The organism is Acinetobacter sp. 25-47-122 (assembly GCF_056779695.1).
Map to the genome: position 1 here is coordinate 24,766 of NZ_JBWYIJ010000003.1, position 19,687 is coordinate 44,452.

Below are 19,687 nucleotides of genomic sequence, written 5' to 3' on the forward strand. Positions count from 1 at the left end.
TTAGGATTTCACGATTCAATGACAAGCCTTGCGCACCAAGCGACAGAGAATCGTTCTGTAGCAGAATTTACAGAACAAGCTTACCTAAACTATGCGATGTACGTGATTATGGATCGTGCATTGCCTCATATTAGTGACGGATTAAAACCTGTACAACGCCGTATCGTATATGCGATGAGCGAGCTTGGTCTAAAGCATAGTGGTAAACCCAAAAAATCAGCACGTACAGTTGGTGATGTTTTAGGTAAATATCATCCGCATGGTGATTCTGCTTGTTATGAAGCAATGGTCTTAATGGCACAGCCATTTAGTTATCGTTATCCATTTATTGAAGGGCAAGGCAACTGGGGATCACCAGATGATCCAAAGTCGTTTGCTGCAATGCGATATACTGAGGCCAAACTATCACAATATAGTGAAGTCCTGCTCTCTGAGTTAGGTCAAGGAACTGTCGACTGGCAAGATAACTTTGATGGTTCATTAAAAGAGCCTGTAAATTTACCAGCACGCGTACCGAATATTCTTTTAAATGGTACGACGGGAATTGCGGTGGGAATGGCAACAGATATTCCACCACACAATTTACGGGAAGTTGTTAAGGGTACAATTGCACTGATTCGTAACCCGAATTTGTCTGATGAAAAAGTTGCTGAATATATTCCTGGTCCAGACTTACCGACTCAAGCAGAAATTATTACACCTGCTGATGAATTACTGAAATTACAAAGCACTGGGCGCGGCAGTTATCGCATGCGTGCGGTATATTCGGTTGAAAAAAATGAAATTGTCATCAGTGAATTACCATATCAGGTTTCTGGCTCTAAAATTATCAGCCAAATTGCTGATCAAATGCAGGCAAAAAAATTACCGTTGGTAAGTGATGTACGAGATGAATCAGATCATCAATGTCCAACACGTTTGGTAATTGTCTTGCGTTCAAATCGTATCGATGCAGATGCGGTCATGAGCCATTTATTTGCCACGACCGATCTCGAGTCGAGCTACCGCGTCAATATGAACATGATTGGTGCTGATGGTCGTCCACAAGTAAAATCTATCCGTCGTATTTTGTTGGAATGGATTGAAATTCGTAAAACGACTGTGACGAGACGTTTGCAATACCATTTGAATAAAATTGAAAAACGTCTACATATTCTGGCTGGGCTTTTAATTGCGTATTTAGATATTGATACGGTAATTCGAATTATTCGTGAGGAAGATCATCCGAAAGAAGTCTTAATGTCACATTTCGGTATTGATGAAATTCAAGCCGAAGCCATTCTAGAGCTTAAATTACGTCATTTGGCGCGTCTCGAAGAAATGGAAATTCGCCGTGAACAAGAAGAGCTTGAAGCTCGAGCAGCCGTGATTCGAGAGCAATTGGCGAATCCTGAATCTTTAAAAAATCTGATCATTTCAGAATTAAAAGAAGATGCGAAAAAGTTTGGTGATGATCGCCGATCTCCAATTGTTCAGCGTGAAGAAGCGACCGCGATTAGTGAACAAGATTTGATACCAGCTGATCCTGTCACTGTCATTTTATCGGAAGCGGGTTGGATTCGTTGTGCGAAAGGACATGAGATCGATCTAGATAAAGTCAATTTCCGTGCAGGAGATCAATATTTAAGTCATGCACAAGGTAAATCTAATCAAAAAGTGTATGTATTAGATCAATCTGGTCGAAGTTACGCATTACCAATTACAGGATTACCTTCAGCGCGCGGCTTAGGTGAACCATTAAGCTCGAAATTATCGCCAGCAAATGGAGTAAATTTCCAACAAATTCTGATTGCTGAAGATGAGGTGGAAATATTAGCGATCAGCTCCAAAGGATATGGTTTTAAAACACAAGCGAAACAATTGGACACCAATGCTAAAGCGGGTAAAGCGTTTTTAACGCTTGCAGATGATGCAAGCGCAATGCCATTGCAACAAATTGATGGTACACATATCGCTGTACTCAGCAGTTCTGGACGATTATTACTGACTGAGCTGACAGAATTACCAATGCTCAATAAAGGAAAAGGTAATAAATTGATGCAGTTGGATGCAAAGGAACGCATTGTGTCTATGACAACACTTAACTTGGATGATGTGCTTCAGGTCGTTGCTGGACAACAACAATTGAAATTAAAAGGTGATGATCTGCTGAAATACATCGGTAAACGTGCTTCAAAAGGGCAGGTATTACCACGAGGTTATCAAAAAGCAAATAAACTCTTCATTCAAAGATAAAGCTAGCATCTAGTCGACAAAATACGTTATATATGAAATGTATTTATGGCTATGGATGCTTTATTGAGCAATAAATTAAATAAGATGCTCAATACATTATCGAAAAGAAGAGTTTAAAACCAAGTATTACTAATTGGAGAATATGGCATTATGGAAAAGATTTGGTTCGCTGAATACCAAAAAACTGGAATTCCACAAACAGTAGAATTACCACCAGAAAATACCTCTCTTGTTGATATTTTTGAGAGAAACTTCCAGAAATTTGGTTCGCGTGATGCTTTTATCTTTATGGATAAAACATTAACGTTCAATGAACTTGATACGGCGAGCCGTCAATTTGCAGCCTATCTTCAAAGCCTTGGTTTAGCAAAAGGTTCTCGCGTAGCGGTCATGATGCCAAACGTACTGCAATATCCAGTGGTAGCACTTGGTGTATTCCGTGCGGGCTTAGTTCTTGTAAACGTGAACCCACTTTACACAGCTCGTGAACTTGAGCATCAATTGAATGACTCAGGCACTGAAGCGCTTGTGATTATTGAAAACTTCGCTTCTGTTTATCAATCAATTCTTGGTAAAACGCCAGTTAAGCATGTGATCGTGGCGACAGTAGGTGATATGTTAGGTACCTTAAAAGGTACACTCGTGAATTTTGTTTTACGTAAAGTGCGTAAGCAAATTCCAGCTTGGAGTATCCCAGGACATGTTAAATTTACGACTGCGATGTCTAAAGGCAGTTCTGCACATTATAAGCGTCCAGCAACAACGTTGAGCGACACTGCTGTATTGCAATATACAGGTGGTACAACAGGCGTATCAAAAGGTGCGGAATTAACACATCGCAACCTTGTGGCAAACTTAATGCAAGCAGATGGTATTTTCCAATCTAAATTTGGTGCTCAAGATGGTGCGAGCGACGATCGCATTTTCTGTGCATTACCGCTCTATCATATCTTTGCATTCATGGTTTGTGCACTTTATGGTATGTACAAGGGTCAAGCAAACGTATTGATTCCTAACCCTCGTGATCTCCCTGCAGTCATTAAAGAGCTACGCAAATATCAGCCTGGTTTCTTCCCAGCTGTGAATACTTTATTCAACGCACTCGTTCATAATGAAGAATTCAAACAACTTGACCATAGCAAATTAAAAATGGCGATGGGAGGTGGTATGGCTGTATTACCTTCAACTGCTGCAGCTTGGAAAAAAATCACAGGTACAAATATTATTGAAGGCTATGGTCTTTCTGAAACTTCACCTATTGCAACGGCAAACCCACCGGCATCTGAAGAGTTTAGCGGTACGATTGGTATCCCATTACCTTTAACGGATGTCGCTGTATTGGATGACGATGGCAATGAAGTTCCACAAGGTGAGCAAGGTGAGATTTCAATTCGTGGTCCTCAAGTCATGAAAGGCTATTGGAACCGACCAGATGAAACAGCTAAGGTGATGACCGCAGATGGTTTCTTCCGTACTGGTGATATCGGTATCATGGATGCTCGTGGTTACTTCAAGATTGTTGATCGTAAGAAAGATATGATCTTGGTATCAGGCTTTAACGTATACCCATCTGAAATCGAGGAAGTAATTGCAACACATCCTAAAGTACTCGAGGTTGCAGCGATTGGTGTGGCTGATGAAAAATCAGGTGAAGTGCCTAAGTTGTTTGTTGTGAAGAAAGATCCATCACTAACAACAGAAGAAGTGTTAGCTTTTGCGAAAGAAAACTTAACAGGATATAAGCGTCCTCGTTATGTTGAATTCATGGATGAATTGCCAAAATCGAATGTCGGTAAAATCCTTCGTAAAGATTTACGCAAATAATTCAAATAAAAAAAGCGCCGTAAGGCGCTTTTTTTATTTTATTCTTTCATTAGCCAACGGTCGATATAAGGTCGCGCTGTTGCAATAATAAATGTGAATGTCAGCATTGTACCTAAATGACGTCCTACAGCAGAACTCGGTAACTGTCCTGAATAACTGAAGTAAATATCAACTAAGCTATATACTGAAATAATGCTCAGCCAGATCCATTTATTTGCTCGTTTAATCCCTACCGCGATAAAGGCGATGATGAGAACCAGCAATGTGCCGAGAGTCGATTGCCAATTCATATTGGCACAAATTACGCTGATCAAGAAAGCCATAATCGGAAGAACGATATAAAGCACACGATCGACACGTTTTTGATGTTGCTTTTGTAACTCGAGAACATCAAATAACTTTTTTTGGTCAGAATTGGTCATGCCATTACTCAGAATTTTAATAAACAAAATAATTTAACTAAAATTATCGCACAAACATCATGCTAAGATAAAACCAGCTTAAATCATTGGACTGAAATCCATGCACGGTATTGAAGGTGTTATTTACCTTATTTTAATTGCTTGTTTACTCCCTTATTTATTTACAGTCATTGCTAAAATTGCAGGTGGTTTCAAAGGGCAGGATAATCAAAATCCGCGTGAATTCATGTCTAAAACCACAGGCTTAGCGGCTCGAGCGAATGCTGCGCAGCAAAATAGCTTTGAAAGTTTGCCATTATTTATTGCGGCAGTTTTGATGGCTGAGTATATGGTTGTTCAACAGCAATTGGTGATTTTATTAGGCTCGGCATATATCGTCTTACGAATCATCTATGGGATTTGTTATTTATGTAATTGGGCGACCCTTAGATCAATTGTTTGGTTCTTATCAATGCTTTGTCCGATCTTATTGCTTTTATTAATTATTCGATTGCTCTAAGAAAAACAGACTAACACCATACCTAAAATACATCTTCAGCTTGTATAATCGAATGATGATTGCTGAATAAAGCGTTATAATCAACCCCATTTTAATGAACACTGACAGTAAAGAGTTTGCTATGAGCTACAGTAATATCCCTGCAGGTAAAGATGCACCAAACGATATCTATGTAATTATCGAAATCCCTGCAAATGCAGCACCAATTAAATATGAAATTGATAAAGATTCAGATGCACTTTTCGTAGATCGTTTCATGGGTACTGCAATGTTCTACCCAGCAAACTACGGTTATGTACCAAATACATTATCTCTTGATGGTGATCCATTAGACGTATTAGTTGTTACACCACATCCTGTAGAACCAGGTTCGGTTATCCGTTGTCGCCCAGTGGGTAAATTAAATATGGAAGATGATGGTGGTGTTGATGCGAAACTTGTCGCTGTACCACACGATAAATTAACGCCAATCTATAAAGATGTTCAGGAATATACTGACCTTCCTCCTTTATTGATTAGCCAAATTGAACATTTCTTCCAACACTACAAAGACTTAGAGCCAGGTAAGTGGGTCAAGTTAAGTGGTTGGGAAGGTGCAGATGTTGCTAAACAAGAAGTGTTAAGCTCAATTGCTGCTTATGCTGAAGCAAACAAATAATTTGCCTGATGTATAAATAAAGCTACAAACTTTGATCTTGTAGCTTTTATAAAAAACCTGCACTTTGTGCAGGTTTTTTGTTTAGATATTGTTTGAACTTAGAATAAGCTTACAGGAATATCTAACCAAATACGCCATTCGTTGGTCGAACCAATTGCATTACTCACGTAATTGCCAGAAGCGTTGTTGTACGTATCACTACCACGTAAATAAGAGTGGCGTAATCTTAAGCTTGCATCTTTAAGATATCCAGTTTGGATGGTGTATTTGATCTGGTTGAAGAATTCATGTTCTTCTGCTTGATCAACAATTATCGAAGGAGTGTCATTTTCAGCAACATCAATATCCCAACCATAAACAAATGCAGTCGTCCAATTTAAACCTGCTAAGCCGTGATTTTTGAAGTTGTAGTTGTATTGAAGACCAACAGATTTCTCATCATTACCATTAAAGTCAGATAAATATGAGTTTGGTACATAAATACTTTGTAAACCATCTGAGTTATAAGCATAGTCATAACCTGTATTTCCAGCATTGTCTTGATACGAGATCATCACATTGTGAACATCTTTACTATAACTTGCTGAAACACCCCAGATAGAGTTGCTTAAATCTTGGATGTCAATACGTGGGTCAGATGAACCTGCACCCTGTTTCCAATCAGTGTGATAACCAGAAAAATCTAAACTTAAAGATGCATCGTTTTTTAAACCATGTGTATAGTTCACATTGGCATAATGACGATCTAATTTGTCTTTGACATCTAAGCCATAGTATGAAGAATTTAGTTGATCATTAAATTTATATTTAGCACCCCAATAGACTGCACGATCTAAATTTTGCTCATCAGTACTAATATCATTAGACCATTGATTTTTAGTAAATTTTCCTGCATACAAACTTAAGTTATCTATTTCGTTACTAATAATCGAAAGGCCAGTAAAATACTCAGGTGTTAAACGGGCTGTGTTACTTGCGATCACAGGGATTTCTGAAATTTGTGTACCATAAGTAATGGTTGTATTTGAAACTCGTGCTTTAACAAAGCCACCACCACGAACCCAGTGATCATATGCATCTTTAGTGCCATCTGAATTTAACTGATCTTTAACAGGAATCATTTGATTGCCTGTGTGACCATTTTTTCCTATTTTGAAAGAAGCATCACCAATAACACCAACACCGAAACCAACGATACCTTTCGTGAAACCAGACTCAATTTTAACCATGGCTGTTTGAGCTGCTGAGCTGGTATCTTCGACACCGTTCTTTTTATCACGATGCAAGAAACCTGTACGGAATAATACTGATCCTTCAGCATCTTCTACGAATCCCTTTGATTCACTTTGCTCACTCGCAAATGCAGTAGAAATTAAAGCAGTTTGAATAAGAACTGCTAAGCTTAGTTTTTGGAATTTTTGCATTGGGAGAGAGCCTCATACAAAATGATTATGGTTAATGTTTAGTATTTGTATACGTAATGTATAACAAAATTGGCTCTATTATTCACAATTTCGCACATAAAGTCATAAGTAAAAAGTATATAAATTGAACTAAGTTGTGAATTATTAAAGATTAAAAGTATTATAAAATTAAATTTAACTATTAATAACATATATTTATTTTTAACCTAATATTCTTTTTTTTATTTAATTTAGTCACTCTGGCACGTTTTTTTTTGTAACTCTAGAAGTAAATAAGGATCAATATATAATTTTAAATAAGAATGATATTTATTCAGTTCATTTTCATTTAATTTTTATGTGGTGAAGACATCATTTTCTTTTAGTGTTGCACTAATTTGATACTCCAAATTTAAGGTTGATTAAAAAATAGCCTTAAAATGAGGCAAGTTGTAAATGAATGTGTGATCTAAAAAGATATATCTTTAACTGAAGGGGATCATCACAAAAAATTGCTTTAAGTATTTTTAAAAATAAGAAATTTAAATAAATATACTAATAAAATCATTAATTTAAATTATTTTATCTCGTTGTTTTAATTCCTTTGTATCTAGACACCTTTAACTTTGGCATAGCTATTGCTAATTCACATATGAGTTCAACAAATAAACCGAAAAAGCATCTAATCATGATGTGGGGGAACATAAATATGAAATTAGCAATTCAAGCATTGGGTCTAGCAGTTGTAGCATCTGCATCAACATTTACTTTTGCTGAAGCACCAACTTCACCGCATTCTGTATCAGGTAATATCAGTGTTTTATCAAGTTATATATTGCGTGGTAATACGGCAGCTCCTGAAAATACTGAAGCTACATTACAAGGTGGATTAGACTATAGCCATAGTTCTGGATTGTACGCAGGGTGGTGGACATCTACGTTAGGTACAGATGCTTACGGTACTAACAATCCAATGGAAAATAATTTTTATGTGGGTTACAACGGTTCAATCAATGAAAACACTGGTTTTACTGTAGGTACAACTTATTACTATTATTATGACGTTGAAACCTCAGTTTATGATGGCTTTGAATTATTACTCGGTCTGAATTACAAAGATGTCGGAGTAACTGCTCAAACTTTGTTGGAGGATACAGGTTGGGGGAACGCTGGAGACACATATTTAAAAGCTACATATAGTTATCCTCTACCAAACGATTTTAGCTTGGACACAGCTTTGGGTTTATATGTTTATGAAAAAGACGGTAAGTATGTTGCAGAAACACCAGAGTCAGAAAGTTTTAATTTCCGTCACTTTGATATTGGTCTAAGTAAAGCTTTAGGGGAAACAGGTGTCACAGCAAGCATGAATTATATTATTGGTGGTGATGATCGTTATGGAAACAATTTAAAGAATAAAATGGTATTAGCATTGGGTTATAGCTTCTAAACTCAACTCAATTAAAAAAGGCGACTCAACTGAGTCGCTTTTTTTTATTCCTGTTTACGATAAGAGAGTGCTTCAGTTAAGTGAGCTGTTTGTATGTGTTCAGAACACGCTAAGTCAGCAATTGTACGAGCGACACGTAAGATTCGGTGGTAAGAACGTGCTGATAAATTCAAACGTTGTTGAGCCATAGCGATAATCTTTTTTGCAGAATCATCTAGTTGAGCCACTTGATCAAGCTGTTGAGAACTTAGATTTTGATTTGTCACACCTTGTCGTTGAATTTGCAACTCATAGGCCTGAATCACCCGTTTTCTGACGGTTTCAGAATTCTCCATCGGTGTAGTGCTTTGCATGTCTTGAGGAGGTAAAGGTGGCACATCAATATGTAAGTCAATCCGATCTAGTAGAGGGCCAGAAATTCGATTTTGATAGCGCTTAATTGATTCAGGTGAACATTGACAACGACTGTCTTGATTGAAGGCATATCCACATGGACATGGATTCATTGCAGCGACAAATTGAAAATTAGCCGGGAAAGTAATTTGTCTTGATGCTCTGGAAATGACGATTTCTTTCGACTCAAGAGGCTGCCTCAATACTTCTAAGACTTTTCGGTCAAACTCAGGTAATTCATCGAGAAAAAGTACACCTAAATGGGCTAAGGTGATCTCACCTGGTCGAGGGTGTGATCCACCACCAACCAAGGCCACAGCGGATGCCGTATGATGTGGCGCTCTAAAGGGGCGATGACCAAATTGATAAGGTGTATTTGCAATGGAGTAAATACTTGCGACCTCTAAGTGTTCTTGATTAGTTAATGGGGGCAAGATGCCAGACAATCTTGAGGCAAGCAGTGTTTTACCAGTGCCTGGCGGGCCTTTAAATAAAATCGAATGTCCACCAGCTGCTGCGATTTCTAAGGCACGTCTTGGACGTAATTGACCTTTGACATCAGCGAGATCAAATCGATTTTTTTGAGGTTGGATCGTTTTATTCGCTAATATGGGTTGAATTGGACTCGACTGATCAAAGTGCTGGCAAACATCTTTTAAAGATTTGGCTGTATACACCTCAAAATTGGGAAGAAGTGCTGCATCATCCAAATTACTCACAGGAATCATTAACTCATGACCTGCGGTTTGACATGCCATTGCGATCGTCAAAGTTCCAGTTACAGGTCTTAACAGACCATCGAGTGCCAATTCACCTATAAATTCAAAACGGTCAATACTTTGATCATGTAGTTGCCCTGAAGCGATTAAAATCCCCAAAGCAATAGGTAAATCAAGCCTTGAACTATCTTTGGGTAAATCAGCAGGGGCTAGATTGATCGTCAGCCGTTTGGTTGGAAATTGAAAACCGCTATTAATGATTGCAGAACGGACACGATCCTTACTTTCTCGAACAGCAGCTTCTGGAAGACCTACAATGGTGAGTGAAGGTAATCCTTGGCTGACATGAACCTCGACTTCAATCAGTGGTGCATGTAAACCAAGAAGACCTCGGGTATAAATTTTTGCAAATGACATAAAACTGAACCATTATTATATTATTTTTAGAATTGCTTTATTTTTAATCACTGACTTTGTGTTTAAGCACTGTATTGGTGCAATGTTGCTTATTTTTGATCGGAAATTAAGCTTTCTAGTGATTTTAATTGCGTTTGAAGTTCTGTTAAACGGGAATTGGCATTGTTTAGTGCAGTTTTCTGACGTTCGATTTCTTCTTTAGAAACCAAATCCATTTTACTAATCGCTTCGTTTAACAACGCTCTCACATTTTTTTCTAAATCTTTTTTGGGTTGGTCAACCTGTTCTAAGATTGCCTGTAATAAAGTTTCAATCATAGTTCTTCCGAATAATAAGTCATCAACATTGAAGTTTAACATCCGTTTTGGATTGACCCTAGTGTTAACTACATTTCATAGGTTAAACCAATAAGAACATAAAAAAAATCCATCAAAATTCCCAATATTTTTAGAACATAAGACCGTGTAGGCGTATAAAATAGGTTATAAATAAGTTCATGCTGGCTGATTAATATCCCCAACCATTATGAAGTTTGGCATGAAATTTGAACATAAAACCTTACTGGTGAAAAAAGCCGAAGGAAAACAACATGAAACTCGTAACAGCAATTGTAAAACCATTCAAATTAGATGACGTGCGTGAAGCACTCTCTGAAATTGGCGTTCAAGGGATCACCGTAACTGAAGTAAAAGGTTTTGGTCGTCAAAAAGGTCATACTGAACTTTATCGTGGTGCTGAATATGTGGTTGATTTTTTACCTAAAGTAAAAATTGAAATCGCAATCAGTGACGAAATGGTTGATTCAGTGATTGAATCAATTACACGTGTAGCTAGTACTGGCAAAATTGGTGACGGAAAAATTTTCGTGACGAATCTAGAACAAGTTATCCGTATCCGTACTGGTGAGACTGGTGCTGACGCAGTTTAATTTGGCATGAAGTTTGCTGAGTAGCGAATAACTCACAAAAACTAGGTTGGGGGATACGAATGAAAAAAATGCTAATGGCGCTGAGCTTGTCTGGCGCACTCTTAGGTGGTTCTGTCGCATGGGCTGAAGAAGCAGTGTCAGAACCAACTTCTACTGAAGTTGCAGTTGTTGAAACTGAGGCTTCATCTACAGATTCTAATTTGGTTGAAACATTACCAGCAGCTCCAGAAGAAGCTCCTGCTGAAGAAGCGGCAGTTCTTGATACGGGTGACACTGCCTGGATTTTAGTTTCAACTGCACTCGTTTTACTCATGACCATTCCTGGTTTAGCGCTGTTCTACGGCGGTATGGTACGTAAAAAAAATGTCTTAAGTACCATGGCACACAGCTTTGTCGCTGCTGCAGTGGTCAGTATCGCTTGGGTGGTGGTTGGCTACACACTTGCTTTTGGTGAAGGTAATGCCTTTATTGGAAGTCTAGATAAATTTATGTTGTCTGGTATCACTACAGAAGCATTGAGTGGAACAATTCCAGAAATTTTATTTGTCATCTTCCAAATGACATTTGCAATCATTACCGTTGCCATTATCAGTGGTTCTATTGCAGAGCGTATGAAATTTAGTGCTTTTGTTGCGTTTATCGCAATTTGGGTGGTGGTTGTCTATGCTCCTATTACACACTGGGTATGGGGTGGTGGTTGGTTAGGTAACGATGGTGCACTTGATTTTGCAGGTGGTACAGTTGTTCATATTAACTCAGGTGTTGCTGGTTTAGTTGCGGCGTATATGCTTGGTAAGCGTATGGGGCTAGGCAAAGAATCAATGGCGCCACATAACCTCACATTGACTGTCATTGGTGCGAGCTTAATTTGGGTCGGCTGGTTTGGTTTCAATGGTGGTTCTGCATTAGGTGCAAATGGTTCAGCAGGTTATGCATTGGTTGTTACTCAAGTTGCTGCTGCCGCTGCTGCCATTTCATGGTTAATCACTGAAAAAGTCGTTCGTGGCAAAGCTTCAGTGTTGGGTGCGGCATCAGGTGCGGTAGCTGGTCTGGTTGTGATTACGCCAGCTGCTGGATTCGTGACAGTAGGTGGTGCTTTAGCGATGGGCTTAATTGGTGGTGTCGTGTGCTTCTGGGGTATTACAGCATTAAAACGTGCATTGAAAGCGGATGACTCATTAGATGCCTTTGGACTTCACGGTGTTGGTGGTATCGTTGGCGCAATTCTAACCGCATTCTTTGCAAGTGAGTTCATCATGGGCGATGCAGCACCTACAAACGTATTAAGCCAATTATGGGTACAAGTTGAAGGTGTTCTTGCAACAATCGCTTATTCAGCAATCCTGACATTCATCATCTTAAAAGTCATTGATTTAATCATCGGTATTCGTGTTGAGTCAGACGATGAGCGTATGGGTCTGGATTTAAGTCAACATGGTGAGCGTGTTGAATAACGATTAAACACAATAATCAATATATAGTGTGAAACAGCCCTTTGGGGCTGTTTTTTTTCTATATATTGATGAAAGCTCAACATGAGCAGAATTTTTTGATACACTTGGTGCAAATAGAATTTGTTCAATTAAACCGCTATGCATTGTCCATTTTGCAACGCCGCTGATAGTAAGGTGATTGATTCACGTTTAGCTGCTGAAGGCTGCCAAATTCGCCGTCGTCGTGAATGTATTAGTTGTAATGAGCGTTTTACAACTTTTGAAAGTTTTGAAGTGGTGATGCCTCGTGTCACCAAGTCTGATGGTAAAAATGAACCTTATGATGAAGCGAAACTTCGTCGTTCACTCATGCATGCTTTACAAAAACGTCCCGTGACACAAGAACAAATTGAAACGGTGGTCAGTGATATTCAACTTCAAATTCGTCGACTAGGTGAACGTGATGTTCGTTCTCGTACAATAGGCGAAATTGTAATGAAGGCTTTATTTGCCCTTGATCATGTCGCATACGTACGTTTTGCCTCTGTATATCAAGATTTCCAAGATGTAGAAGCATTTCGCCGTCAAATCGAACAAATGCAACACCGAGATCAAGAACATTAATCTCGCCCCAAATTCAACTTCAAGGTTATGAATGTCTGAGTTCTCGCAACAACAGATCGATCAAGATCAAATGTGGATGCGTCGTGCAATAGCATTGGCGAAGCAAGGTCAATATTCGACAAAACCAAATCCTAATGTAGGTTGTGTCATTGTCAAAGACGGACAGATCATTGGTGAAGGTTTTCACCCCCAAGCTGGGCAACCACATGCCGAAGTGTTTGCACTTCGTCAAGCAGGGGAGCTAGCACAGGGTGCAACGGCATATGTCACACTAGAGCCTTGTGCGCATTATGGTCGAACTCCTCCTTGCGCGAAAGGCTTAGTAGAAGCGGGCATTGCAAAAGTGATAGTGGCTTGTTCAGACCCTAATCCATTGGTTGCTGGTAAAGGTGTGGCTATCCTACAACAAGCAGGTATAGACGTTGAAGTCGGGATCTGTGAGTTGGAAGCGCGTCCTTTGAACTTAGGCTTCTTTAAAGCTATGTCTAAGGGATTACCTTATGTACGTTTAAAGGTCGCGTCGAGTCTCGATGGTCGTACAGCAATGGCTTCAGGGGAGTCGAAGTGGATTACAGGTGAATTGGCACGTCAGGATGTTCAACATTGGCGTGCAATTTCTGGTGCAGTGATCACGGGTATTGAAACAGTGTTGGCTGATGATTGTCAGTTGAATGTTCGAGCTTTACCGAATATTGAATTAGAGCGAGTTGTGCAGCCTAAACGTGTGATTTTAGATCGTCAAGGTCGCTTACCTTTAGATGCTAAAGTGTTAGAGAATCCTGATACTGTCATGGTCATGGGGCCATTTCGAGCAGAGCTTGCACAACTTGGCGTGATTCAACTCGAAGTTCAGCCCTTAGTTGAATTGCTAAAAGTCTTAAAAGATTTTCAAATCTATGATGTGATGGTGGAAGCTGGTGCAACCCTATCTACTGCATTTTTGCAGGAAAATTTGGTAGATGAATTGATTAGTTATATTGCGCCTACACTATTAGGTCAATCAGCTCGTCCAATGTTTAATGCTGAATTTAAACAAATGACAGAACAACTCCGTTTTAAACTTCAAGATGTAACTCAGTTAGGTGATGACATCCGTTTAAAATTAATCCCTGATCAAGAGTCGCTATGAGTACAGAGTCAACGGTTTATCATAAACGTCGCCATGCAGCACGTACGACAGATGAGTATTTGTTTAATCAACTTGTGCCTTATTTAGGCAACAAGCGTCGTTTATTACATTTGATTCTTGAGGCATTAGAAAGCACTGGAACTTTGAATACGAGTTCAGGTCGAGCGCCTATCTTTGCGGATTTTTTTGCTGGAAGCGGTGTGGTTTCTCGTTTGGCTCGTCAAAATGGCTACCGAGTAATAGCGAACGATTGGGAGCCTTACAGCCACGCACTTAATCATGCCATATTGTCATGTACTGAAGCTCCTGCTTTTAAAGAATTAGGCGGATATCAGAAAGCAATTGATTATCTTAATCGCTTGCCTGAGGTCAAAGGATGGGTGACACACAATCTCTGCCCTCGTAATGATGAAATCTATGATCCTTCAAGAGACCGTTTATTCTTCAAACGCCGAAATGGCATGCGCATTGATGCAATTCGCCAACAAATTGCAACTTGGCAAGCTCAAGGTGCAATTGATGATGTGGAAATGAGCGCTTTACTTGCACCTTTATTGTATTCAGCAAGTTTTGTGAGTAATACGTCAGGCGTATTTAAGAGTTTCCATCACGGCTGGGGCGGTAAAACTCAGACGGCTTTAGAGCGAATTGAATCATTACTATGGCTGACCCCAAGTCGTTTTTGTGAAAATTCAAATCTGACAGGCCCAGCGGCTGAAATGTGGTGTGTGGATGCTCAACATTTAGCAAATCAAATGAGCGGTTTCGAAGTCGATGTGGCATATTTGGATCCACCCTATAATCAGCATGCGTATAGTAGCAACTATCATGTATTGAATGCTTTGACTTTATGGGATCAGGTAGATTTACCAAGTCCAGATACTAAGGGTTTCAAGAGCGGAATCGACCGTGCTTGGCGTAAAGAACGACCAAGCCCATACAATTCTTCTAAACATGCCAAAGAAGCGTATGAAAAGCTTTTGCAAACCATTAATGCACGCTATATTTTGACCAGCTATTCAACAGATGGAAATATTGAGGCTGGTGATTTACTTAAAGCGAATTTAGAGCGTGGACGAGTCACAATTTTGACTCAAGATGTTCCAAGATATCGTGTGAGTAAGCAGCGTCAGTCTGAGCGTGCGCGCGTTCTTGAGTTTATCGTGATTACAGACACGCACGCAAAATCAGGACCGCCAATTCGACAGTTACTTGGTCAGTTACACCACTATGCTGAATTGGGTGGTGTTGACACTACAGGCGTCGCTGAACAATTGGATTTATGGTAAAAATAGAACAAATTTAAGAGTACCCATTATGTTTACAGGCATTGTTGAAAGTTTAGGAAAAGTCGAAAGTTTACAAAATGTAGGTGGTGATATCCGCTTGCGTATACAGACTGATCTTGATATGTCTGATGTTCACTTGGGTGATTCAATTGCGACCAATGGCATCTGCTTAACTGTTATTGCATGGGGCAATCAATGGTACGAAGCAGACGTGTCACTTGAAAGTATTCATCGTACAACTTTATCGAGTTGGAAGGTTGGGCAAACCGTCAATGTAGAAAAAGCGATGTTGCCGACAACTCGCTTTGGTGGTCATATTGTCAGTGGACATGTGGATGTTGTTGGTGAAATTACAGTGCAACGTCAAGATGCACGTTCACTCTATTTTGAGGTAACGGCCCCGCCTGAAATTGCAAAATATTTAGCGGAGAAAGGTTCTATCACAGTTGATGGAATTAGTCTTACAATCAATCGTCTACGTGGCAATGTGTTGAGTTTAAATCTTATTCCTCATACTGCAGAGCGGACCAATATTAGTACGTGGAAAGTCGGGACTAGAGTAAACTTAGAAGTCGATGTACTTGCACGATATATTGAACGTTTATTGCTTGGGGATAAGGCTGCTGAGCATAAACCTGAGTCTAAATTAAGCATGGAATTTTTAGCACAGAATGGTTTTTTACGTTAAAAAATGATTAAAATAGAAAACAGCCTAAATTTTTAGGCTGTTTTTTTGTTTAAATAAATTAGGTATACAATCTATCTAAAGGAGAAAGCAACGTGCTCAGAGAACTTCAGAATGATTGATTTTTTACTGCATTTAGAGCAGCTTTTACCTAGTTTATTAGAGCAATATGGCGTATGGATTTACGCAATTTTATTTTTAGTGATATTTGCGGAAAATGGTTCCGTTTTCATGTTTTTTTTACCTGGGGACAGTTTGCTCATCGCCATCGGTGCTTTATGTTCGACCACTGAGTTGATTCATTTGCACTATATGGGATTGTTATTATTTATCGCCTCAGTCCTTGGTTATATTCTCAATTTCTATACAGGGCGATGGCTTGGTGTTAAATATTTTAGCGAGCACTCACGTTGGTTAAAACCTGAGTATATTGCCAAAACCAATGCTTATTTCGAGAAACATGGTGGTAAGACCATTTTAATTGCGCGCTTTATCCCTTTTTTACGTTCTTTTGCTCCATTCGCTGCGGGCTCTGGATATATGAGCTATAGCAGTTTCATGTTTTACAATATTATTGGTGCTTGGATTTGGATCGCACTTTTACTAGGTATGGGGTATGGCATGGGAAATATATTCTCAGCCGTTTTAGATTTTTTTGCTTAAATTGATACTTCAAACCTGTTAAAAAAAAGCCCTCAGTGGGCTCTTTTAAATTTTATTAATGGTGAGTGATGTGCGATCAAACCAATTCTCTACCAAAGCTTCATCTTGAATTAAAAAGTCGCCTTTTTTCGACTCATGTTTTAAATACACTAAAACCGATTGAAAATCTGCTCGACTAATCAATAGTTCTTGAGCACTGATCGTGACATGTTCGCCAGATTTCAAATGAGTGATTCGTTCAGAGATGTTGTTTAAAAGATCCATGGTGATACTTTCCTCATGTCCGTCAAATCGCAGAGAGCATTTAAATCACATTCATGGTGTGACAAATATGTTTCATTTTGATGACACTAAGCATCCACCGTTCGAGCCTCTAAGAAGGTAGAGATGTATTTTTTAAAATAAGTTCGATCTCTTCTTTTGCTGCTGCTTGAAGTTTTGATTTAAAGATTTGTACGGCATCTTCAATCATGGTTTCAGCTTCAAGCTCGAGACGTAAACGAATCGTATCTAAATCTTGATGAATTGATAAATGCGCAGGAGAGTTTCCTGAAAAGTCCCGATGGGGTGTAGTCACTTTTTGGTATTTTTCAGTATATTCATCGATTTCTGCATCAATCACTTGTCGTAACTGTACGAGCGAATCGGTTTGTTGTTGAAATTTTAGATATTCGTCTTGTAGAAGCTTTTGATTATAAGCCTCTTGCAGTGCACGTTTTTCTGCTAATGATTTTTCTAAAGCCAATTGCTTACGAATACGTGCTTCTTCAATTAATCGTGCTTTTTCATCCGCATAAGCCTGTTCAACCTTTAACTGAGCCACTTGTTGGGCACGATTATCATGGTCTAACCATTGATCTGGTTGAGTTTGAGGTTCGAGTAAATCACTGATGCGATTAAGGTCGTCAATAAAAGCTTGGCGAACCGCTTCAGGTGCTTTCAACCAACGTTTTTTAAAATCTTGACCGACATTAATGGCCACCGCGATTCTCCTTTTTCCAATGACAACGCGCTAAAGTTTATGTGTTTGAGGTGAGATACCTAATTTTCGATAGGTTTTATATTTCTCTCGTCCAATTTCTTTGGCAGCTTCGTTGTTTTCAATAATTTCGATAATGTGACTGAAACGTGAAGGATCTTCAAGTGCATGAATGTGAAAATTAAACACGATCCATTCCTGAGTTTCAGGGAGCTTAGACGAAATACAAATAGCTGCTGATTGATCATCAATGCCATGTGTCAAAAAACTCTGCGGATCGAAACTCCAAAGTAAATCATCGAGTTCGTTTTGAATGCTCAATTCTGGACAATGAATCCATATTTTTGCAGGGTGACGCAGAATTTTTCGACATAAACGACAGGCACTTTGGACCTGTCGTTCTGGACTCTTTTCAAATAAGTAGAAGCTGATTCTAGACATTAATTTACGCGATTTGCGAGAAATTGAACCAATAATGGAACTGGGCGACCAGTTGCACCTTTTGCTGCGCCAGATGTCCAAGCTGTACCTGCAACATCTAAATGTGCCCAACGATATTCACGTGTGAAGCGTTGCAAGAAACAAGCAGCTGTAACAGCACCAGCTTTTGGACCACCAATATTGGCAATATCAGCAAATGGAGAGTCAAGCTGTTCTTGGTAGTCATCATAGACAGGCATACGCCATACACGGTCAAAGGATTGTTCACCAGCTTGAGAAAGTTCATGTGCCAGTTCATCATCTGGTGTGAACATACCTGTTAAAACAGAGCCTAAAGCAACAACACAAGCGCCTGTTAATGTTGCGATATCAATCACAAGTTCTGGGTTAAAGCGTTTGACATAGGTCAGCGTGTCACAGAGGACTAAGCGACCTTCGGCATCTGTATTTAGAATTTCAACAGTTTGACCACTCATCGTGGTGACGATATCACCTGGTCGAGTTGCATGACCTGATGGCATGTTCTCAGCCGCCGCAATTGCACCTACAACATGAATCGGAAGGCGAGCTTCACAGAGTGAGCGCATAGTTCCTAAAACTGAAGCTGCACCACCCATATCGTATTTCATTTCATCCATGCCTAAACCTGGTTTTAATGAAATACCACCCGTATCGAAAGTGATTCCTTTACCCACGAGGACGATAGGAGCTTGTTCAAGTTGACCTTGATATTCAAGAGTAATGATACGTCCAGGGCGATCTGAACCTTTGCTGACTGCAAGAAATGCATTCATGCCAAGATCAGCAATTTGCTGTTCATCTAGCACGGTTACTTTCAATAAATCTGGGAATTCTGCTGCCAATGCAACTGCATGATCCGCTAAATATTCAGGAAAACAAATATTTCCTGGACGATTTGCTAAATCACGTGCAACGTTTTGACCGCTTTCAATTGCTTGAATTAAGTTGAGTTGATTTGACGTTAGCGTAGAGTTTGATGCAATTAAATGAACTTGTTCGAGTATAAAGTCATTTTTTTTCGACTTAAACTCGTCAAAAGCATAAGCAGATTGAGTGAGTTTAAGTGCAAATAAGTAGTGTAATTCATTCGGCAAAGCTGAAATATCAACACTGATTTGTTTGAATTTTTTTTGTGAAGCTTTGATAATAGTTTGTGCAATTTTTGCTAATTTTGCAGCTTTAACTTCTTGTGCATTACCTAAGCCAAGTAGAATGCTATTCGGTTGATTTTCAATTTGACCCAATAACGATAAAGACTCATTGAAACCTGCTTTGAATTGAGCTGCTTCAGTTAGGCTGTCTAAATTGTTGATTTGATAGTTGCTTTTAACTGCATGGGTGTTTTCAGAGTCGACTAAAATAACCAAATGTTGGCTTTCTGAAATTTGTGCCAATGATGTATTAATTGAAAGTTTCATATGCTTGTTGTGTGCCTATTGAGACCGTTTAAATCATTAAACCATTGAAACACTACC

Annotated in this window: 20 protein-coding genes; 12 read left to right on the plus strand and 8 right to left on the minus strand. The window is 39.2% G+C overall.

Annotation, left to right across the window (positions count from 1 at the left end):
• The first annotated feature begins 18 nt into the window (after window positions 1-18).
• Both parC and AC1M9P_RS03155 read left to right on the plus strand, forming a co-directional pair.
• Window positions 19-2,235: a DNA topoisomerase IV subunit A gene (gene parC, locus AC1M9P_RS03150; RefSeq protein WP_035268114.1), complete on the plus strand. Its 2,217-nt coding sequence runs from the start codon at window positions 19-21 to the stop codon at window positions 2,233-2,235.
• A 150-nt stretch (window positions 2,236-2,385) separates the two neighbouring features.
• Window positions 2,386-4,059 carry a long-chain-fatty-acid--CoA ligase gene (locus tag AC1M9P_RS03155; RefSeq protein ID WP_035268112.1) on the plus strand — a complete coding sequence of 558 codons (1,674 nt, stop codon included), beginning with the start codon at window positions 2,386-2,388 and terminating at the stop codon, window positions 4,057-4,059.
• 38 nt (window positions 4,060-4,097) lie between these two features.
• Here the strand turns inward: AC1M9P_RS03155 and AC1M9P_RS03160 are convergent, their stop codons facing one another.
• Entirely contained in the window at window positions 4,098-4,481 is a 384-nt protein-coding gene (locus AC1M9P_RS03160; protein ID WP_035268065.1) for a hypothetical protein, read from the minus strand.
• Window positions 4,482-4,581: 100 nt separating this feature from the next.
• Here AC1M9P_RS03160 and AC1M9P_RS03165 point away from each other — a divergent pair, with 100 nt between their 5' ends.
• On the plus strand, window positions 4,582-4,980 hold the full coding sequence (locus tag AC1M9P_RS03165) for an MAPEG family protein (RefSeq protein ID WP_035268067.1): 399 nt from the start codon (window positions 4,582-4,584) through the stop codon (window positions 4,978-4,980).
• A gap of 121 nt (window positions 4,981-5,101) precedes the next feature.
• A complete protein-coding gene (gene ppa, locus AC1M9P_RS03170; RefSeq protein WP_005233448.1) occupies window positions 5,102-5,638 on the plus strand; it encodes an inorganic diphosphatase in 537 nt (178 codons plus the stop codon).
• A 98-nt stretch (window positions 5,639-5,736) separates the two neighbouring features.
• On the opposite strand, the gene AC1M9P_RS03175 is transcribed toward ppa, so the two are convergent.
• Window positions 5,737-7,062 carry an OprD family outer membrane porin gene (locus AC1M9P_RS03175; protein WP_035268069.1) on the minus strand — a complete coding sequence of 442 codons (1,326 nt, stop codon included), beginning with the start codon at window positions 7,060-7,062 and terminating at the stop codon, window positions 5,737-5,739.
• A gap of 688 nt (window positions 7,063-7,750) precedes the next feature.
• On the opposite strand from AC1M9P_RS03175, the gene AC1M9P_RS03180 reads away from it, so the two are divergent.
• Complete coding sequence (locus tag AC1M9P_RS03180) at window positions 7,751-8,491, plus strand: TorF family putative porin (RefSeq protein ID WP_035268070.1); 741 nt, start codon at window positions 7,751-7,753, stop codon at window positions 8,489-8,491.
• A gap of 44 nt (window positions 8,492-8,535) precedes the next feature.
• On the opposite strand, the gene AC1M9P_RS03185 is transcribed toward AC1M9P_RS03180, so the two are convergent.
• Together AC1M9P_RS03185 and AC1M9P_RS03190 are read right to left on the minus strand one after the other, a co-directional pair.
• Window positions 8,536-10,020 (minus strand): YifB family Mg chelatase-like AAA ATPase, encoded by a 1,485-nt coding sequence (locus AC1M9P_RS03185; protein ID WP_481586711.1) that lies wholly within the window; start codon window positions 10,018-10,020, stop codon window positions 8,536-8,538.
• 89 nt (window positions 10,021-10,109) lie between these two features.
• On the minus strand, window positions 10,110-10,337 hold the full coding sequence (locus AC1M9P_RS03190) for an accessory factor UbiK family protein (protein WP_035264082.1): 228 nt from the start codon (window positions 10,335-10,337) through the stop codon (window positions 10,110-10,112).
• Between the two features lie 272 nt (window positions 10,338-10,609).
• On the opposite strand from AC1M9P_RS03190, the gene glnK reads away from it, so the two are divergent.
• The 7 genes from glnK to AC1M9P_RS03225 all read left to right on the plus strand — a co-directional run bounded on the left by glnK (window position 10,610) and on the right by AC1M9P_RS03225 (window position 16,771).
• Entirely contained in the window at window positions 10,610-10,948 is a 339-nt protein-coding gene (gene glnK, locus AC1M9P_RS03195) for a P-II family nitrogen regulator (protein WP_004650081.1), read from the plus strand.
• 59 nt (window positions 10,949-11,007) lie between these two features.
• Complete coding sequence (locus AC1M9P_RS03200; RefSeq protein ID WP_035263878.1) at window positions 11,008-12,402, plus strand: ammonium transporter; 1,395 nt, start codon at window positions 11,008-11,010, stop codon at window positions 12,400-12,402.
• A gap of 138 nt (window positions 12,403-12,540) precedes the next feature.
• Window positions 12,541-13,005, plus strand: coding sequence for a transcriptional regulator NrdR (nrdR, locus tag AC1M9P_RS03205; RefSeq protein WP_035263879.1), 465 nt, complete (start codon window positions 12,541-12,543; stop codon window positions 13,003-13,005).
• Window positions 13,006-13,036: 31 nt separating this feature from the next.
• On the plus strand, window positions 13,037-14,134 hold the full coding sequence (gene ribD / locus AC1M9P_RS03210; RefSeq protein WP_481586712.1) for a bifunctional diaminohydroxyphosphoribosylaminopyrimidine deaminase/5-amino-6-(5-phosphoribosylamino)uracil reductase RibD: 1,098 nt from the start codon (window positions 13,037-13,039) through the stop codon (window positions 14,132-14,134).
• The gene (locus AC1M9P_RS03215) at window positions 14,131-15,423 is read left to right on the plus strand and encodes a DNA adenine methylase (protein WP_180028158.1); all 1,293 of its coding nucleotides are present in this window, start codon (window positions 14,131-14,133) and stop codon (window positions 15,421-15,423) included. The genes ribD and AC1M9P_RS03215 overlap by 4 nt, the downstream gene beginning before the upstream one ends.
• A 28-nt stretch (window positions 15,424-15,451) precedes the next feature.
• Complete coding sequence (locus AC1M9P_RS03220; protein WP_481586713.1) at window positions 15,452-16,111, plus strand: riboflavin synthase; 660 nt, start codon at window positions 15,452-15,454, stop codon at window positions 16,109-16,111.
• Window positions 16,112-16,222: 111 nt separating this feature from the next.
• On the plus strand, window positions 16,223-16,771 hold the full coding sequence (locus tag AC1M9P_RS03225; protein WP_481586714.1) for a VTT domain-containing protein: 549 nt from the start codon (window positions 16,223-16,225) through the stop codon (window positions 16,769-16,771).
• A gap of 45 nt (window positions 16,772-16,816) precedes the next feature.
• Here the strand turns inward: AC1M9P_RS03225 and AC1M9P_RS03230 are convergent, their stop codons facing one another.
• The 4 genes from AC1M9P_RS03230 to AC1M9P_RS03245 all read right to left on the minus strand — a co-directional run bounded on the left by AC1M9P_RS03230 (window position 16,817) and on the right by AC1M9P_RS03245 (window position 19,630).
• A complete protein-coding gene (locus AC1M9P_RS03230; protein WP_035263886.1) occupies window positions 16,817-17,035 on the minus strand; it encodes a hypothetical protein in 219 nt (72 codons plus the stop codon).
• A gap of 109 nt (window positions 17,036-17,144) precedes the next feature.
• A complete protein-coding gene (blhA, locus tag AC1M9P_RS03235; RefSeq protein WP_481586715.1) occupies window positions 17,145-17,753 on the minus strand; it encodes a cell division protein BlhA in 609 nt (202 codons plus the stop codon).
• 30 nt (window positions 17,754-17,783) lie between these two features.
• On the minus strand, window positions 17,784-18,191 hold the full coding sequence (locus tag AC1M9P_RS03240; protein WP_481586716.1) for a DNA polymerase III subunit chi: 408 nt from the start codon (window positions 18,189-18,191) through the stop codon (window positions 17,784-17,786).
• Window positions 18,191-19,630 carry a leucyl aminopeptidase gene (locus AC1M9P_RS03245; RefSeq protein WP_481586717.1) on the minus strand — a complete coding sequence of 480 codons (1,440 nt, stop codon included), beginning with the start codon at window positions 19,628-19,630 and terminating at the stop codon, window positions 18,191-18,193. The genes AC1M9P_RS03240 and AC1M9P_RS03245 overlap by 1 nt, the downstream gene beginning before the upstream one ends.
• Between the last annotated feature and the right edge of the window lie 57 nt (window positions 19,631-19,687).

Coding starts and splice junctions, on each gene's coding strand:
- AC1M9P_RS03215 (WP_180028158.1), top strand. CDS start 14,131: ATGAGTACAGAGTCAACGGTTTATCATAAACGTCGCCATGCAGCACGT.
- nrdR (WP_035263879.1), top strand. CDS start 12,541: ATGCATTGTCCATTTTGCAACGCCGCTGATAGTAAGGTGATTGATTCA.
- AC1M9P_RS03155 (WP_035268112.1), top strand. CDS start 2,386: ATGGAAAAGATTTGGTTCGCTGAATACCAAAAAACTGGAATTCCACAA.
- AC1M9P_RS03165 (WP_035268067.1), top strand. CDS start 4,582: ATGCACGGTATTGAAGGTGTTATTTACCTTATTTTAATTGCTTGTTTA.
- AC1M9P_RS03245 (WP_481586717.1), bottom strand. CDS start 19,630: ATGAAACTTTCAATTAATACATCATTGGCACAAATTTCAGAAAGCCAA.
- AC1M9P_RS03240 (WP_481586716.1), bottom strand. CDS start 18,191: ATGTCTAGAATCAGCTTCTACTTATTTGAAAAGAGTCCAGAACGACAG.
- AC1M9P_RS03175 (WP_035268069.1), bottom strand. CDS start 7,062: ATGCAAAAATTCCAAAAACTAAGCTTAGCAGTTCTTATTCAAACTGCT.
- parC (WP_035268114.1), top strand. CDS start 19: ATGACAAGCCTTGCGCACCAAGCGACAGAGAATCGTTCTGTAGCAGAA.
- ribD (WP_481586712.1), top strand. CDS start 13,037: ATGTCTGAGTTCTCGCAACAACAGATCGATCAAGATCAAATGTGGATG.
- AC1M9P_RS03180 (WP_035268070.1), top strand. CDS start 7,751: ATGAAATTAGCAATTCAAGCATTGGGTCTAGCAGTTGTAGCATCTGCA.
- AC1M9P_RS03160 (WP_035268065.1), bottom strand. CDS start 4,481: ATGACCAATTCTGACCAAAAAAAGTTATTTGATGTTCTCGAGTTACAA.
- glnK (WP_004650081.1), top strand. CDS start 10,610: ATGAAACTCGTAACAGCAATTGTAAAACCATTCAAATTAGATGACGTG.
- AC1M9P_RS03190 (WP_035264082.1), bottom strand. CDS start 10,337: ATGATTGAAACTTTATTACAGGCAATCTTAGAACAGGTTGACCAACCC.
- AC1M9P_RS03220 (WP_481586713.1), top strand. CDS start 15,452: ATGTTTACAGGCATTGTTGAAAGTTTAGGAAAAGTCGAAAGTTTACAA.
- AC1M9P_RS03200 (WP_035263878.1), top strand. CDS start 11,008: ATGAAAAAAATGCTAATGGCGCTGAGCTTGTCTGGCGCACTCTTAGGT.
- ppa (WP_005233448.1), top strand. CDS start 5,102: ATGAGCTACAGTAATATCCCTGCAGGTAAAGATGCACCAAACGATATC.
- AC1M9P_RS03225 (WP_481586714.1), top strand. CDS start 16,223: ATGATTGATTTTTTACTGCATTTAGAGCAGCTTTTACCTAGTTTATTA.
- AC1M9P_RS03185 (WP_481586711.1), bottom strand. CDS start 10,020: ATGTCATTTGCAAAAATTTATACCCGAGGTCTTCTTGGTTTACATGCA.
- AC1M9P_RS03230 (WP_035263886.1), bottom strand. CDS start 17,035: ATGGATCTTTTAAACAACATCTCTGAACGAATCACTCATTTGAAATCT.